The organism is Adhaeribacter arboris, from assembly GCF_003023845.1.
GTDB classification, from domain to species: domain Bacteria; phylum Bacteroidota; class Bacteroidia; order Cytophagales; family Hymenobacteraceae; genus Adhaeribacter; species Adhaeribacter arboris.
The window spans coordinates 275,739-292,375 of the sequence record NZ_PYFT01000001.1; the positions used below are offsets into that span (position 1 = coordinate 275,739).

Annotated in this window: 14 protein-coding genes; 10 read left to right on the plus strand and 4 right to left on the minus strand. The window is 42.1% G+C overall.

Annotation, left to right across the window (positions count from 1 at the left end; genetic code table 11):
* The first annotated feature begins 34 nt into the window (after positions 1 to 34).
* From mraY to ftsZ, 8 genes are all read left to right on the plus strand, one after another.
* Positions 35 to 1,252 (plus strand): phospho-N-acetylmuramoyl-pentapeptide-transferase, encoded by a 1,218-nt coding sequence (gene mraY, locus AHMF7605_RS01180; RefSeq protein ID WP_106925651.1) that lies wholly within the window; start codon positions 35 to 37, stop codon positions 1,250 to 1,252.
* Positions 1,253 to 1,406: 154 nt separating this feature from the next.
* Positions 1,407 to 2,762 (plus strand): UDP-N-acetylmuramoyl-L-alanine--D-glutamate ligase, encoded by a 1,356-nt coding sequence (murD, locus tag AHMF7605_RS01185; protein ID WP_106925653.1) that lies wholly within the window; start codon positions 1,407 to 1,409, stop codon positions 2,760 to 2,762.
* Positions 2,763 to 2,837: 75 nt separating this feature from the next.
* Positions 2,838 to 4,013, plus strand: a complete 1,176-nt coding sequence (locus tag AHMF7605_RS01190) for an FtsW/RodA/SpoVE family cell cycle protein (RefSeq protein WP_106925655.1) — start codon at positions 2,838 to 2,840, stop codon at positions 4,011 to 4,013.
* Entirely contained in the window at positions 4,003 to 5,112 is a 1,110-nt protein-coding gene (gene murG / locus AHMF7605_RS01195; protein WP_106925657.1) for an undecaprenyldiphospho-muramoylpentapeptide beta-N-acetylglucosaminyltransferase, read from the plus strand. Before AHMF7605_RS01190 ends, murG begins: the two co-directional genes overlap by 11 nt.
* Positions 5,109 to 6,521 carry a UDP-N-acetylmuramate--L-alanine ligase gene (gene murC / locus AHMF7605_RS01200; RefSeq protein WP_106925659.1) on the plus strand — a complete coding sequence of 471 codons (1,413 nt, stop codon included), beginning with the start codon at positions 5,109 to 5,111 and terminating at the stop codon, positions 6,519 to 6,521. Before murG ends, murC begins: the two co-directional genes overlap by 4 nt.
* A 37-nt stretch (positions 6,522 to 6,558) precedes the next feature.
* Positions 6,559 to 7,272, plus strand: a complete 714-nt coding sequence (locus tag AHMF7605_RS01205) for a cell division protein FtsQ/DivIB (RefSeq protein ID WP_233218805.1) — start codon at positions 6,559 to 6,561, stop codon at positions 7,270 to 7,272.
* A 9-nt stretch (positions 7,273 to 7,281) separates the two neighbouring features.
* Positions 7,282 to 8,604, plus strand: a complete 1,323-nt coding sequence (gene ftsA, locus AHMF7605_RS01210) for a cell division protein FtsA (protein ID WP_106925663.1) — start codon at positions 7,282 to 7,284, stop codon at positions 8,602 to 8,604.
* A 24-nt stretch (positions 8,605 to 8,628) separates the two neighbouring features.
* A complete protein-coding gene (gene ftsZ / locus AHMF7605_RS01215; RefSeq protein ID WP_106925665.1) occupies positions 8,629 to 10,179 on the plus strand; it encodes a cell division protein FtsZ in 1,551 nt (516 codons plus the stop codon).
* 218 nt (positions 10,180 to 10,397) lie between these two features.
* Here ftsZ and AHMF7605_RS01220 read toward each other — a convergent pair whose 3' ends face one another.
* The gene (locus AHMF7605_RS01220; protein WP_106925667.1) at positions 10,398 to 10,697 is read right to left on the minus strand and encodes a sll1863 family stress response protein; all 300 of its coding nucleotides are present in this window, start codon (positions 10,695 to 10,697) and stop codon (positions 10,398 to 10,400) included.
* A gap of 409 nt (positions 10,698 to 11,106) precedes the next feature.
* On the opposite strand from AHMF7605_RS01220, the gene AHMF7605_RS01225 reads away from it, so the two are divergent.
* A complete protein-coding gene (locus tag AHMF7605_RS01225; protein WP_106925669.1) occupies positions 11,107 to 12,681 on the plus strand; it encodes an amino acid permease in 1,575 nt (524 codons plus the stop codon).
* A 328-nt stretch (positions 12,682 to 13,009) separates the two neighbouring features.
* Here the strand turns inward: AHMF7605_RS01225 and AHMF7605_RS01230 are convergent, their stop codons facing one another.
* On the minus strand, positions 13,010 to 13,369 hold the full coding sequence (locus tag AHMF7605_RS01230; protein ID WP_146153483.1) for a hypothetical protein: 360 nt from the start codon (positions 13,367 to 13,369) through the stop codon (positions 13,010 to 13,012).
* A gap of 256 nt (positions 13,370 to 13,625) precedes the next feature.
* Between AHMF7605_RS01230 and AHMF7605_RS01235 the strand changes: the two genes are divergently transcribed.
* A complete protein-coding gene (locus tag AHMF7605_RS01235; protein ID WP_106925673.1) occupies positions 13,626 to 14,042 on the plus strand; it encodes an organic hydroperoxide resistance protein in 417 nt (138 codons plus the stop codon).
* Between the two features lie 109 nt (positions 14,043 to 14,151).
* Here the strand turns inward: AHMF7605_RS01235 and sucC are convergent, their stop codons facing one another.
* Together sucC and AHMF7605_RS01245 are read right to left on the minus strand one after the other, a co-directional pair.
* Entirely contained in the window at positions 14,152 to 15,342 is a 1,191-nt protein-coding gene (gene sucC / locus AHMF7605_RS01240; RefSeq protein WP_106925675.1) for an ADP-forming succinate--CoA ligase subunit beta, read from the minus strand.
* A gap of 105 nt (positions 15,343 to 15,447) precedes the next feature.
* Positions 15,448 to 16,563, minus strand: a complete 1,116-nt coding sequence (locus AHMF7605_RS01245; protein ID WP_106925677.1) for a glycoside hydrolase family 113 — start codon at positions 16,561 to 16,563, stop codon at positions 15,448 to 15,450.
* Between the last annotated feature and the right edge of the window lie 74 nt (positions 16,564 to 16,637).

Below are 16,637 nucleotides of genomic sequence, written 5' to 3' on the forward strand. Positions count from 1 at the left end.
TTCAGCAATGCAACAATCCAACAATTACAAATAGATGCTCTACTATCTTTTTAATTATTTAGATAAACAGTTTGATTTCGTTGGCGCCGGTGTGTTTCAATACATTTCGTTCCGGGCGGGTATGGCGGCGCTTGTTTCTTTATTAATCGCCATGATTTTTGGGGGTAAACTTATAAAAGTTCTGCAACACCGGCAGGTAGGCGAAAGCATTCGGGATTTAGGTTTGTCCGGGCAAATGGAAAAGAAAGGAACCCCAACAATGGGAGGACTTATTATTCTGCTGGCCATTCTGGTACCCACTTTATTGTTTGCCCGTTTGGCCAACGTTTACGTTATTTTAATGCTAATTACTACGGTTTGGCTGGGTACCATTGGCTTCCTGGATGATTATATCAAAGTATTCCGCAAGAATAAAGAAGGTTTAGCCGGTAGGTTTAAAGTAGTTGGTCAGATTGGGATTGGGTTAATTGTGGGCTGCGTTTTATTTTTTAACGACGATGTAGTCGTTCGGCAATATATTACGGATACCGGGACCAGCGCGGTAGATGCTTCTTCTCGCTTTAAAGATGTGCGGCAAATGATTACCACCATCCCGTTTGCGAAAAATAATGAGCTTGACTACTACCAGCTTTTCTCATTTGCCAGTCCGGTTTTTGGTTCTTACGCCCGATTTTTATATATTCTCTTGGTTATTGTTATTATTACGGCGGTTTCTAACGGAGCTAATATTACTGATGGTATTGATGGTTTAGCGGCTGGTACTTCGGCTATTATTGGTGTTACCCTGGCAGTTTTCGCCTGGGTTTCTGGTAACTCATTCTTTGCCGATTATCTGGATATCATGTTTTTACCCAATTCCGGCGAGTTAGTAATTTTTTGTACGGCCTTTGTGGGAGCTTGTGTTGGGTTTCTATGGTATAATTCCTATCCGGCGCAGGTATTTATGGGCGATACGGGTAGCTTATCCATCGGGGGAATAATTGCTGTTTTAGCCTTAATCCTTCGCAAAGAGTTGTTGATTCCTATTTTATGCGGAATCTTTCTGGTAGAGAATTTATCCGTGATGCTGCAGGTAAGTTATTTTAAATATACGAAACGCAAATACGGGGAAGGCCGGCGGATTTTTAAAATGTCACCCCTGCATCACCATTACCAAAAACTTGGTTACCAGGAGGCAAAAATTGTTTCGCGGTTCTGGATTGTAGGGATTATGCTGGCACTTTTAACGCTGGTTACTTTAAAGCTTAGATAAATTGTTGGATTGCCAAAATGTTGAATGGCTAAGTGGTTGAGTAAAAGTTATTCTAATTCAACTCCTAGTCTGGGAGGAGAAATAGTAGGGATAAGTAATTTTAATCGGATAATATATTTCTAATTCATAATTTTTAATATCTAGTTTAAACCGAATGATAGCAATACTGGGAGCTGGTGAAAGTGGAGTAGGAGCAGCCCTGTTGGGCCAGGCCAAAGGATTGGAGGTGTTTGTTTCGGATAAAGGAGAAATTAAACCAGTTTATCAGGAAAAATTAAAATCCGCTAATATTCCGTTTGAATCTGGCTCGCATGATTACGATCGAATTTTAAGTGCTACCGAAATCATTAAAAGTCCTGGCATCCCTGACAAAGTCGATTTAATTCAACAAGCGAAGTCGAAGAACATACCGGTAATCTCGGAAATTGAATTTGCTAGCCGCTACACCAATGCTAAGTTTATTTGTATTACGGGTACCAACGGTAAAACCACCACCACCCTTTTAACTTACCATTTACTCCATAGCGCTGGTTTTAATGTGGCTTTAGCGGGTAATATTGGTGAAAGTCTAGCTGAGAAAGTTATCAAGGACGAGTACGACTATTACGTAGTAGAACTAAGCAGCTTTCAGCTAGACGGTATGTTTCAGTTTAAAGCACATATTGGTATACTGCTTAATATCACGCCAGATCACCTGGACCGGTATGAATACAGTATGACTAAATACGCCCAATCTAAATTGCGAATTGCCCAAAACATGACTTTCGCCGATTATTTTATTTATAATTTGGATGATGCGGTAACGAACGAGTATTTTCAACCCGACGGTTTTAAAGGACAACCAATACCATTTTCCATAAACCATCAGCCAGGAGCCAAAGCCTATTACTCGGACTCTCAACTGATAACCAATTACAATGGTACCGAGAAGCAGATAGAAATAAACACTTCCGTTCTGATCGGGAAACATAATCAATATAATACTGCTGCTTCAGTTTTAGCCGCCAAAATAGTTGGAGTGGCTCCGGAAAAGATTACGCAAGCCTTAGCTACTTTTAAAAATGCCGATCACCGCTTACAAACCGTGGGCGAAGCTAAAGGAGTTCGTTACATTAATGATTCGAAAGCGACTAATGTAGAGGCTGTTTGGTACGCTTTAGACGGAATCCATCAACCTATTGTCTGGATTGCCGGAGGCGTAGATAAAGGAAATGATTACACCACTTTGCACCCATTGGCCCAGGAAAAAATTAAAGCTCTCATTTGCCTAGGAGTGGATAATAAAAAACTGGTAAATTCTTTTACCGGAATTATTCCCGTGGTAGAAGAAACTCAGTCCGTGGAAGAGGCCATAATAAAAGCAAAAAGCTTAGCCACTTCCGGCGACGTAGTACTGCTTTCACCGGCTTGTGCCAGTTTTGACTTGTTTACTAATTACGAACACCGCGGCCAGCGCTTTGCCGAAGCCGTGCAAAAAATAGTGTTAGAGCCGCTCCAAAAGGAAAAATAAGTATAAGTTAATTTTTAAAATATACCGTGGACTGTGGTCTAGGGACTATCGACTAAAATTTATCGATTAAAAAGTATGATGCAGGTAAAGCTCTGGTTACGGGAAAATTTAAAGGGAGATCCTATTTTGTGGGGAATAGTAATTGCTTTTTCCCTGATAAGTATTGCGGTGGTATACTCGGCTACGGGTACCTTGGCCTACAAAAAAATGTCGGGTAATACCGAATATTTTTTATTTAAGCACACCAGCTTAATTATTGTGGGTTTAGCTTTTATGTGGTTTGCCCATAAAATTAACTACCGCTATTATTCCCGCTTGTCCTTGTTTGCACTTTGTTTATCCGCGCCTTTGCTCATTTTTACTTTTTTGTATGGCTCCAATATCAACGAAGCTTCGCGTTGGTTAACCATCCCGCTCATTAATCAAACCTTTCAGCCCTCGGACTTAGCCAAATTGGCTTTAATCTCGCATTTGGCCAGTATGCTTTCCAAGCGTCAGCACGTAACTACCGATGTTAAAAGTACCCTGATTCCCATTATGTTCTGGTGCGGCAGTATTTGCGGATTAATTGCTCTGACCAATGCTTCTACGGCTTCCTTATTGTTTATTACTTGTTTGCTGCTCATGTTTATTGGCCGGGTACCCATGAAACACATTGCCATGGTTTTAATAATTGGGGGCGTACTAGGCGTAACGGCTTTGGCATTAGGGCAACGCATGAAAACGGTGATCAGCCGGGTAGAAAATTTTACCAATACGGAGGCTCCGGTTTTTCAATTAGAGCAGTCCTACATTGCTATTGCCACGGGTGGCCCATTTGGCAAAGGGCCCGGTAACTCCGATCAGCGTAACTTTTTACCCCACCCGTATTCCGATTTTATTTACGCTATTATCATTGAAGAATACGGCTTGCTGGGCGGCGTAGTGATTTTATTTTTATATCTGGCATTTCTCTATAGAGGTTTAGTTACGGTAAATAAAAGCTTTGGGGCATTCGGCGGCCTGCTCTCGGCCGGTTTATGTTTTAGTCTGGTGCTGCAGGCCATGGTAAACATGGGAGTAGCCGTAGGCTTGGGGCCAGTTACGGGTTTGCCCTTGCCTTTGCTTAGTATGGGCGGAACTTCTTTAATTTTTACGGGGATATCCATCGGTATTATTTTAAGCGTTAGCCGAACAGAGGCCGAACAGGCGCCGAGTGGAAATATTTTGTCGGGTAATATCTCCAAAAAAGTAGTAGTACATGCAGATTAAAAAACCATACCGGGTAATTATTAGCGGCGGCGGAACGGGCGGGCATATCTATCCGGCGGTGGCTATTGCGAACCAGTTAAAGGCACAACAACCAGAAGCAGAAATCTTGTTTGTGGGAGCGAAAGGCCGCATGGAAATGACGCGGGTGCCCGAGGCCGGTTATAAAATTATTGGTTTACCTATTGCCGGTTTGCAGCGACGCCTTACCCTTAAAAATTTAATTTTTCCTTTTAAAGTAATTTCCAGCGTCCGGACAGCCCGGAAAATAGTAAGAGATTTTCAGCCCGATGCAGTAGTTGGGGTAGGGGGCTATGCCAGCGCTCCGGTGTTGTTTGCGGCTACTTCTTTAGGTATTCCTAGTTTAATTCAGGAGCAGAATTCTTATGCCGGAATCACGAATAAACTACTTGGCAAGCGGGTAGATAAAATATGCGTGGCTTACGAGAATATGTCAGTTTTTTTTCCATCGGAAAAAATAGTTCTTACGGGTAATCCGGTGCGTCAGGATATTGTAGGTAGCCAGAATAAACGAGAAGAAGCTTTAACTTTTTTCAATTTAAAATCTGATAAACTCACTATTTTAGTAATAGGCGGTAGCTTAGGGGCACGTACTATGAACGAAAGTACTGCTACTCACCTGGCCCAAATAAAAGATAAAGGTTACCAGTTACTCTGGCAAACCGGTAAAACTTATTACCCAAAAGCTACCGAACAAACTGCAACGTTAATAGGTACAGGCATAAAGAGTTTTGATTTTATTCAGCGGATGGACTTAGCTTACGCCGCGGCCGATGTGGTAATTTCCCGGGCGGGAGCTTTATCTATTTCAGAACTTTGCTTAGTGCGTAAACCGGCTATTTTGGTGCCGTCGCCCAACGTGGCCGAAGATCATCAAACCCAAAATGCTTTAGCCTTAGTGAGCCAGCAAGCTGCTTTATTGGTGAAAGATAGCGAGGCCGCTACTAAATTGTACCCGGTGGCCTTCGATTTATTAGCGGATAAATCGAAACAAGCGCAATTAAGCGCCAACATTCAGAAACTAGGGAAACCAGACGCCGCTCAAAACATTGTGGATCAATTAATCAGTTTGCTAAAGTGAGATCGGAGAGCTATAAATATATCTACTTTTTAGGAATCGGCGGTATTGGCATGAGCGCCATTGCCCGCTATTTTAACGCGAAAGGATTACCGGTATGGGGTTACGATAAAACCCCCACTCCTTTAACTCAAGCCCTGCTAGAAGAAGGTATTCAAATTCATTTTGAAGATGAAATAAATTTGATTCCGGATAAAGTAAAGCAAAACCGCGAACAAACCTTAGTGGTTTTAACCCCTGCTATCCCGGCAGAACACCGCGAATGGGAATACTTCCGGGAGAATGGATTTGAAATAAAAAAAAGGTCGGAGGTATTAGGTATTATAACGGCAAACGCCTTTACCATCGCGGTGGCGGGTACGCACGGCAAAACAACTACTTCTTCCATGATTGCCCATTTGCTGCACCATGCCGGCGTAAATTGTTCTGCTTTTTTAGGAGGCATTTCGGTTAATTTCAATTCAAATCTGCTCCTGGGAAAAGAAGAAGATGGTCGGGAGATAATAGTAGTGGAAGCGGACGAATATGATCGCTCTTTCCTGCGTTTGTTTCCGGATATTGCGATTGTTACTTCCACCGATGCCGATCATTTAGATATTTACGGCGACAAGGATGCTCTGATTCATTCTTTTCAGGATTTTATCGGTCAAATAAAACCCAAAGGTACTTTACTCTTAAATACCAAGGCCGATGGCCGGGTAAAGGCTAAAATGAATCCTTCGGTAAAAATACTGCCTTACGGCTTAGAAAGAGCAGAAGTTAATGCCGGTAACATCAGTATTGAAGGGCACCATTTTAAATTTAACCTAGTAACTCCTGCTGGAATTTTACCCGGCTTAGAGTTGCCCGTTCCTGGTTATCACAACGTAGAAAATGCTCTGGCCGCTTGTTATACAGCCCAGTTAATGCGTGTTTCTCCGCACCAGATACGCGCGGGTATTGCTGCTTACCGGGGAGTTAAAAGGCGCTTTGAGTTTGTAGCCGAAACAAAAAAACATATTTATATCGATGATTACGCGCACCACCCCAGTGAGATAAATGCGTTCGTAACTTCGTTAAAAGCATTATTCCCCGAAAAGAAGATTAAACTTATTTTTCAACCCCATTTGTTTACCCGCACCCGCGATTTTGCCGATGAGTTTGCGCAAAGTTTAAGTCAGGTAAGCGAAGTAGAACTGCTCGAAATATACCCTGCCCGGGAAAAGCCAATTCCTGGAATTACCTCCGAAATGTTGTTAGACCGCATTTCCGGACCAAAAAAGAGCCTGTTAACGAAACAAGAAGTATTGGATAAGATGCTGAAAGTCAACGACTTTGATGTGGTGGCAACAGTAGGAGCCGGTGATATTGACACCTTAGTTCAGCCAATTAAAAATATCTTAGAAAGTAAAAAAAATGTTCCAGAAGCGTAAGATTATTTCTATAATTTTTGCATCTTGTTGCATCCTAGTGCTCGCAACTTTGGGAGTATTTGTGGCGCAGAGACAAGCCCAAAAAGCTGTTCGGAAAGTTTCCGTTTCCATCGATAATGAGTATAATAATTACTTTATCAGTGAGCGGGAAGTAAAGAATATTCTCACCAATGATGGTGAGAAAATTATTGAAGGTTCAAAAATCACCGATATCGATTTAAAAAACCTTGAATTACGGATTAAATCGCATAAATTTGTGCGGGAAGCACAGGTATATCGTGATTTGGCCGGTAACTTAAACATTAAAATTAAACAAAATAGGCCTATTGCCAGAATAGTACACGACAATTCAGAGGAGGACGTCTATATTGATGATGAAGGGAATCTTTTACCTTTATCTGAACGATTTACCGCACGGGTGATCCCGATTACCAGATCCTTGTTTCGGCCGGCGCAAATGCAATCTTTTTACCAGGATTCATTAGGCCGGGCATATTTGGACTTGCTGAAGTTTATCGAAAAAGATGCTTTCTGGAAAGCGCAGTTAGCGGAAATGCAGATTGATGCCAAAGGTAAGGTAATTTTTATGCCTCAGGTAGGTACCCAAGTTATTGAATTTGGCAAGCCAGATGAAGTGGAACAGAAATTTAAAAAGCTGTTGGTTGTTTACAAAAAAGTACTCCCCGCTATGGGTTGGGATAGGTACAAACGCGTAAACCTGGAGTTTCATGATCAGATCATTTGTGAATAAAATATAGATATGCAAAACGACAAAATTGTAGTAGGCTTGGATATCGGGACAACCAAAATCTGTGCTTTGGTTGGCCGGAAAAACGAGTTCGGTAAGTTAGAAATTTTAGGAATGGGCAAGGCAGTTTCTGAAGGTGTTGTTCGCGGCATTGTGAGCAATATCGATAAAACCGTAGATGCCATCCGTAAAGCCATCCGGCAGGCGGAAGAACAATCCGGAATAAACATTGGCGTAGTAAATGTAGGGATTGCCGGCCAGCACATTAAGAGCTTGCAGCACAACGGCAGCATTACCCGGGCTACTTCCGATAATGAAATTACCGTAGAAGATGTGAATCGCCTGACGAACGACATGTACCGGTTGGTGACACCGCCGGGGAGTGAAATTATCCACGTAATGCCCCAAGATTATAAGGTGGATTACGAAGAAGGTATTGTAGATCCGGTGGGTATGTCCGGGGTGCGGTTGGAAGGCAATTTCCATATTATTACGGCCCAATCTAACGCTATCAACAACATTAACAAATGCGTTACCCGGGCCGGTCTGGAAATCGATAACCTGATTTTAGAACCATTAGCTTCGTGTATGTCGGTGTTGAGCGACGAAGAAAAAGAAGCCGGTGTAGCTCTGGTAGATATTGGCGGTGGTACAACTGACCTGGCTATTTTTAAAGACAATATTATCCGCCACGCAGCAGTTCTTCCATTTGGTGGTAATATAGTTACCACGGATATTAAGCAAGGCTGCATGGTGATGCAAAACCAAGCCGAGCAATTAAAAGTACGGTTCGGCAAAGCCATTGCCGACGAAGCTTCGGATAACGAGATTGTGTCGATTCCGGGATTACGGGACCGGACCCCCAAAGAAATTTCCATTAAAAATCTTGCTTATATTATTGAAGCAAGAATGGAAGAAATTATTGAACTTGTTTATTCCGAAATTGTTAGAAGCGGATACGCCAATAACCTGGCGGCCGGTATCGTGATAACTGGGGGAGGCTCGCAATTACAAAACTTAGTACAGCTGGTAGAATACTTAACCGGCCTGGATGCCCGTATTGGCTACCCAAATGAGCATCTAGGTAAAAGTAAAATCGACGCTGTAAAAAGTCCGATGTATGCTACCTCTGTTGGGTTAGTATTAGCGGGTTACCAAGCCTTGGATGAACGTTTAAATCGTTACACCGAAATTGCCGCCCGTACTTCCGAAAACCGGGTAAACGAACGGGTAGCGAAACCTGCTGCTTCGGGCGGCAGTGACTTTTTCAGGAAAATAATAGACCGGACTAAAGGTTTATTAATCGACGATTTTGACGATAAGCAGAATTATTAAGATTTTATTAAAGGAGAGTTATATATGAGTTTTTCATCCTATAAGTTTGATATACCTACGCAAAGCAAATCTATCATTAAAGTTATTGGTGTTGGTGGGGGAGGTAGTAATGCCGTAAACCACATGTGTGGTCAAGGCATTAAAGATGTAGAATTTGTGGTATGTAATACCGACGCACAGGCTCTGAAAAGCAGCAATGTACCCAATAAACTGCAAATCGGCGTTGATTTAACCGAAGGTTTAGGAGCCGGCGCAAATCCGGAACGCGGTAAGCAAGCAGCCATTGAAAGCCGGGAGCAAATCCGGGAATTGTTAGGTAATGATACCAAAATGGTATTTATTACCGCTGGCATGGGCGGTGGTACCGGTACCGGAGCCGCTCCCGTAATTGCTAAAATTGCGAAAGAACTCGATATTTTAACGGTAGGTATTGTTACCGCTCCTTTTATATTTGAAGGTAAGAAAAAACGGGACGCGGCCGAAAGAGGAATCAAAGATTTAAGCGAGAATTGCGATACCGTTTTAGTAATTCTGAACGATAAACTGCGGGAAATTTTCGGGAATTTACCTATCCGGCAAGCTTTTGCCAAAGCCGATAATGTTTTAACCACGGCGGCTAAAAGTATTGCCGAAATTATTACGGTTACTTCGGAAGTTAACGTTGACTTTGAAGACGTTAAAACGGTAATGAAGGATTCCGGAGCTGCCGTAATGGGTTCTGCTACTACCGAAGGCGAAAATCGCGCTTTACGAGCGGCAGAAGAAGCTTTATCGTCGCCGTTGTTAAACAACACGGATATTCATGGGGCGCAAAAAATATTGCTTTCTATCATGTCCGGCGATCAGGCGGAGTTGGAAATGGATGAATTAACCGAAATTACGGAATACATCCAGGAAAAAGCTGGAGAAGAAGCCGAAGTAATTTTTGGTCACGGGATTGATTCGGAGTTAGGACAAAGTATTCGGGTAACCGTAATTGCTACCGGTTTTGCCCGGGAAGCAGTAACGATTAACCACAATCAAGTAAAAAAAAACAATTCTTTTCCGGAAACTGACCCCCAAATTAATATTTTCGACACCGATAAACAAGTAGTGACAAAGGAGGAGGCCGTACCCGTTCGTGCGGCTGCCCCGGTACGGGTACCCGTGCAGGACGCAGCGCCAACCCCGACCCCGGTTCCAGTAGTTTCTACACCCAATCCAACGGCTGCTCCGGTACCAACGCCTCCCCGGGTTCCTGCGGAACCCGCTAAGATTGTTTTCGACTTAGAATCGCAGCATGAGGTGTTTGCTCCCGAAGAAACAGGCGAAAGTTTTGCTAACGCACCCGCCGAAGAAGACTTGAATGATTTGCAGCAAAAATCACTGGAACGCCGGGAACGTTTACGCCGGTTAAGCAGTGAAATTACCAACGAAGCTATAAAGGAAAAACTAGAGGTTCCGGCTTACTTGCGTCGGAATGTGGCGCTGGAAAATGTACCACATTCTTCTAACCGTAATATTTCCCGCTTTAATTTAAGCGACGACAATGATATTTTAGGCGATAACAAGTTTTTACATGATAATGTCGACTAAAATTTACCAGGCATAAAACAGAAACGCCGAACATAATATTGTTCGGCGTTTCTGTTTTATGCCTGGTAGGATAGCGAATAGGAAGACTCTAAATTATCTCTGCTTATTATGTAAAAGGAACAATTTTTTAAAAATAAGGGAAAAACGGCTTTAATCAAAAGCTACAAGGCGGTTATTTTGAAGGAAAATCGTAATGATTAGCAGAAATAATATATTATCTAGTCTAACATATTCCGGATCTCATCTTTTAGATTTTGTAAACCATTTTTAATGTCCGTCCAAGTGTTAGAAGTTTCATCTTGGGTAGTTCCTAATTTTTGCGCCAATAAAGCGCGTTTTTTTTCTAATCCGGCGATATGCTCGTGGTAGGTGTGGTTTGAATCAGCGGTAGTAGCGTGGGCTCGGCCTTGTAAAACTTTGATTTTGCTGTCCAACTCTTCTAAACTCTGCTCAATTTCGGCCCGGCTCAAATGTGCTGGTGCCCGCATGTGGTCTGGTTTTAACGGGTAGTGATCCATAGTAAGTATTCGTTAATATAAGTTTAATGTACAATGCTGCGTATATACTAGCGTACCGGTTTGTACTTAAAAAAATAAAAAAGATATAATTTAAAAAAATTGCTGAGCCTTATTTTTAAAATTTACTTGTACGAAGGAGGAACAGCAGCAATTTTATTTGGAGTCCAGATGCGATTAGGCAAATTATTAAGTTAAGTTTGTATTGTTTACGCTGGTTAAATCTAATAGATTAAAATGTTTTCTGGTGTTTATTCAACAAATTGCAGAATTTCTTTAATTTAAGGTCGTATTATTTTTAAATTTTTAGGCTTTAGATATTATTTAGTTACTTAGGTGATTTTTGAATAAATCTGGAGTGTTCCTTACATTTTTACTAAAAGTTCAGTGTTCCAAAATTTAAGACAAACGAATGGCATCTAATTTATTCGCTAAAAAATCAATTAATAAATTAATTCAGGAGTCAGAAGGCGGAGGGGGTGATGGCCACGGACATACCCTAAAACGTACCTTATCGGCTACTAATTTAATTTTGCTGGGCATTGGAGCCATTATCGGTACCGGTATATTTGTTCTTACCGGGAGTGCAGCTGCCCAATTTGCGGGTCCGGGCTTAGTTATTTCCTTTATTGTGGCAGGTATTGCTTGTGCGTTTGCCGGCTTATGCTACGCCGAATTTGCCTCTATGATTCCGATTGCTGGATCGGCCTATACGTATGGCTACGCTACTTTAGGAGAATTGATTGCCTGGATTATAGGTTGGGATTTGATTCTGGAATATATGTTTGGAGCCGCCACCGTAGCCGTGGGTTGGAGTGGTTACGTGGTGAGTTTTCTTCGGGATTTAAACATTAATATTGCGCCGGAATGGTGGAATGCACCCGGGATTTCCTTAGTCCAGGATCCTAAAACAAATGCCTGGGTACAGGTTACCGACCAACTTACGCAGCAATTTACTTCGCAAGGAATTGATATTGCTACTTTACCCCATGCTACGGGTGTCTTTAATTTAGTAGCAGCCAGCGCTATTATTTTAATAACGGTTATTCTGGTGATTGGTATTCAAGAATCGGCCCGGTTTAATAATTTGATAGTATTCATGAAATTATTTGTGGTGCTAACTTTTATTTTGGCGGGTGGTTATTATCTTCTTCGCAATCCGGAAGTGGCCGCTCAGAACTGGACCCCGTTTATACCCGATAACACCGGCGAGTTTGGTCATTATGGTTGGAGTGGCATTATGCGGGCAGCCGGGGTAATTTTCTTTGCCTATATTGGTTTTGATGCCGTAAGTACCGCTGCTCAGGAAGCTAAAAACCCGCAGCGCGACATGCCAGTGGGTATTTTAGGTTCTTTAGTAATTTGTACCATTCTTTACATTTTGGTATCCGGCATTTTAACCGGTTTGGTAGATTATCGCCAATTAAACGTAGCCGAGCCTATTGCTATTGGTATTGAAGTGACGGGTTATTCTGTTCTCCGCGATTTAATTAAAATTGGCGCTATTGCTGGTTTAAGTTCCGTAATGCTAGTGATGTTGTTGGGGCAGCCCCGTATTTTCTATTCCATGTCGCGCGATGGATTGATTCCGTCTATTTTTGGGAAAGTGCATCCTAAATTTCAAACCCCTTATATTAGCTCTATTCTGATTGGAGTTATTTGTGCGATTACCGCTGGTGCTTTGCCCATTGCTCAGTTAGGAGAAATGACTTCTATTGGTACTTTACTGGCATTTGTAATTGTTTGCGGCGGCGTATGGTACATGCGCGTGCACGAACCGGAGCGGGCCCGGCCTTTCCGGACTCCTTGGGTTCCTTTAGTACCTATTTTGGGTATGTTGGTTTGTTTTGCTATGATGGCCAGTTTAAATATTCATACTTGGTACCGGTTAATAGGTTGGCTGCTCGTGGGCTTAGTAGTATACTTCACTTATAGCCGGAAGAACAGTAAACTAAATAAAACACCAGTGGTTCACAGTGGTAAATAATTAAACTTATTCATCTAATAAAAAAGAGAAGCTTTGTTATAGAAAGCTTCTCTTTTTATTTGTGTCAGGTCTTTCAAAATAGTGTTTCTCAAGAAGAAATTTTAAGCAAAAGCTAATTCAATGGGGTACAGCAACGGAAACTATCTTTCAGATAAACTATTTCACATACATTTAAAAGGTACCAACCTCTGCTAAATCATTTGTATCAGCTTTGAAATAAATGGTTATTAGTAAGGCTATCAATAGTCCCGCAATAAACATTATTATTTAGTTGTTTGATTAAATCTATTGACCTAATACTTGTGTCTTTTTACTTGCAATTTATCTGTTAATAGACTAATTCGCCTTCCACTCCTTTATACGAAGCGGCAATTGCCTTAACCAATTCCACTCCTTTAGCCGTTAAAGTTCCGTTTTCGTCGCTTAGGTTAGCTTCCGCTAATTGATTTAATCCAGTAGTACCAATGGAATTACGGTTTTTAAAAACCGTATCGCGGAACAAAGTGGTTACCTCGTGGTCACCTACTCCATTTACCCGGACTGGATTTAATAATTTTAATATAGTTTTAATGGTTTCTAGCATGGCCGGATGGTCCTGAAGCTGGTGGCGGCTGGTAATTTCCTGCTCAAAAGAGGTTTCGTTAAAGGAATCTTCTTGCGGAATTAATCTTAAGGCGTCTATACTCATCGTTTTACGTTTTATTAAATATTTTATGGTTATTACTTCGTTCTGCTTTATACCAGTTACAAGTAAAATAGTTCTTTTCAATTGCGTTTTGTCCTGTAATTACAATGGCTTATTCTACAGGCTACCTACTAAAATTTTTCAAAAAAACTGACTCTTGTAAAATAAATTTTGAAAATAAGCGGCTAGTTTCTCAACAAAGTTGCTTAAAACCTGTTAAATAAACTCTTAAAACTATCTTTCAATTAAATTAAGAACTATGAAAACCTTGTATACAGCCGAGGTATCGGCTACCGGAGGCCGCAGCGGTCATGTAAAATCATCGGATGGAATTATTGACTTAGACGTAAATGTGCCCGAGGGCTTGGGAGGTAAGAAAGGCAGTAGCAACCCGGAACAACTGTTTGCGGCCGGTTACGCTTCGTGTTTCCAGAGCGCCGTTTTATTGGTAGCGGGCAAGCAAAATATCCGCTTAGACCCGGCTTCTACTGTAACCGCTCACGTTAGCTTATTGCAAGTGGATAACGAGAAATACGGATTGGGTGTGAAGTTAGTAGTAGATTTAAAGGGAGTAGAGCACGAGCAAGCAGTGGAGATAGTAAATAAGGCGCACGAGGTATGTCCGTACTCGGTAGGTACCCGGGGTAATATTAACGTACAACTAGAAGTTGTGTAAATTTTTAAAATAAGTAAAAGTAAAAAGCGCCGCTCCGTTATGGGTGACGCTTTTTGCTTTTACTTGGCAGAAAATAATAGTAATAATAAATTAAGGTAAGAAGCACTTATTAAGCTAACACTTCTTTCACGCGTTCCGCAGCATCCTTTAATAGAACCGCCGAGAAAACTTTTAAACCCGATTCATCAATAATACGGGCGCCTTCTTCGGCGTTAGTGCCTTGTAAACGCACAATAATCGGAACCTGAATATCGCCAATATTTTTATAAGCCTCTACCACTCCGTTTGCCACTCTATCGCAACGAACAATACCACCAAAAATATTAATTAAAATGGCCTTTACGTTCGGGTCTTTCAAAATAATCCGGAAACCCGCTTCTACGGTTTGGGCATTGGCTCCACCCCCTACGTCCAGGAAGTTAGCCGGCTCACCACCCGATAATTTAATAATATCCATGGTGGCCATTGCCAGACCTGCTCCGTTTACCATGCAGCCTACGTTACCATCTAACTTTACGTAATTTAAGTTACTGGCACTGGCTTCTACTTCCAAAGGATCTTCTTCGTTATAGTCGCGCAGATCTTCAAAAGCCCGGTGGCGATAAAGAGCATTATCATCCAGGTTTACTTTGGCATCTACGGCCAGTATTTTATTATCGGAGGTTTTTAATACCGGGTTAATTTCAAACTGAGATGCATCGGTATCCAGATAAGCTTTGTAAAGCGCGGTAATAAACTTAACCATTTCTTTAAAGGCTTCCCCTTCCAGACCAAAAGCAAAAGCTACTTTACGCGCCTGAAATGGCTGCAAACCTACGGCCGGGTCAATCCATTCTTTAATTATTTTTTCCGGGTGATTTTCGGCAACTTCTTCAATGTCCATCCCGCCTTCGGTGCTAGCCATAATTACGTTCTGACCTTTCGCCCGATCGAGTAGAATACTCATGTAAAATTCTTTCGGCTCCGAAGGACCGGGATAATACACATCCTGCGCAACAAGAATTTTATGTACTACTTTACCTTCCGGACCCGTTTGCGGGGTTACCAGAGTCATACCTAATATTTGCGAAGAAAGCTCACGTACCTGGTCCAGGTTTTTGGCCAATTTAACCCCACCGCCTTTGCCGCGTCCGCCCGCGTGAATCTGCGCTTTGATAACATGCCAACCCGTACCGGTTTCGGCTGTCAGGCGTTTTGCGGCTTCAACGGCTTGGTCGGGATTGCGGGCAATAATACCTTCCTGTACCCGTACACCATAACTTTTTAAGATTTCTTTTCCCTGATATTCGTGTATGTTCATGTTAGGAGCATTTCGTATGGCACGAAAGTAAACGATTATCTTATTATTTCAAATTTTTATTAGACGTTAGTCTAGGTCGATAGTCCATAGTCCACGGTCTACTGATTATCTACTATGGTCTGTGGACCGTGGACTATGGACTATCGTTAGTCCGTACCAGGCAGCTAAAATCTTTTCGGCGGGTTTGTGTTGGGGCGTAAAATCGCGGTGGTCGCGGCCGTTAGCGCGTACTTGCGGGTACCATTTCCAGATAAAAGTTCCCCCAAACCAGGGTTGCTGCCAGAAGGTTTGAAAAAGAGCTTCGTAACAGTTAGCCTGAGTTTGATAAGACTCATATTGTTCCGCCGATATTCCGCGTTCCGGCCACTTCCAAGGCTCAATGGCAGCATCGGGAGTGCTTTTGTAACCAACTTCCGTAAATACCACGGGCTTCTGGTATTTTGTTGCTATTTTCTCTAAATCATTTAAATAAGGTTTCCAACCAGCCCGCAGTTCGGTTAAGCTAGGATTGTTTTTTTTGGTGAGCGGAAAATAACCTTGTACCCCAATAAAATCGAGGGCATCCCAGAATTTAACTTTTTCGTATTCCAGGTACCAGTTAGCCGCATAGGTGAGCTGGCCGTGGTAAACTTGCCGGACATCGCGAATTAACTGTCGCCATTCTTTTTCGCGGGTAACGGCGGCTTTCATTAACTCCGTACCAATACACAAAGCTTCCATCTGGTTTTCTTCGGCTATTTGGGCATAGTGTAAAATAAAAGCAGAGTAATTTTTAAACCAAGCTTGCCAGTCTGCTTCGCTGGTCATTTCTATATCGCCGAGCCACTTAGCTGGCTCCCGGTCCATCAACCAAATATGCGGCTTAAGCAAAGTTTTGATGCCGGCTTGTTTGGCTAAGCGGGTAGTATAAATTAATCCCTGGTCACTTTCGCCCCAAAAGATTTTACTAACGTGCGTATTAATATGTAATTCTGGGGTATTATACTTGCGCTGCCAGCCAAAAGGCGTTTGCGCTATCCATTGAATATTTTGCGGTTGAAGAGCCATTATTTGGACTAAAGTAACAGAATCGCCGGCTACCCAATTTACACCCCGAAAGGCAATCTTATTTTTAAAAGCGGAAGTAGAATTACTATTTGGCGACACCCGGAAGCAGACATGTAGTACGGCCATGCTGGATAAAATAAGAAGAAGCGCCAGGAATGATCTTCCGGTTGTCATATTTTATTAGTTATTATTACTCCAGAAACCTAAATTATTAAATTTAGAATTTTCCGCTAATATTTTCTGAGAAG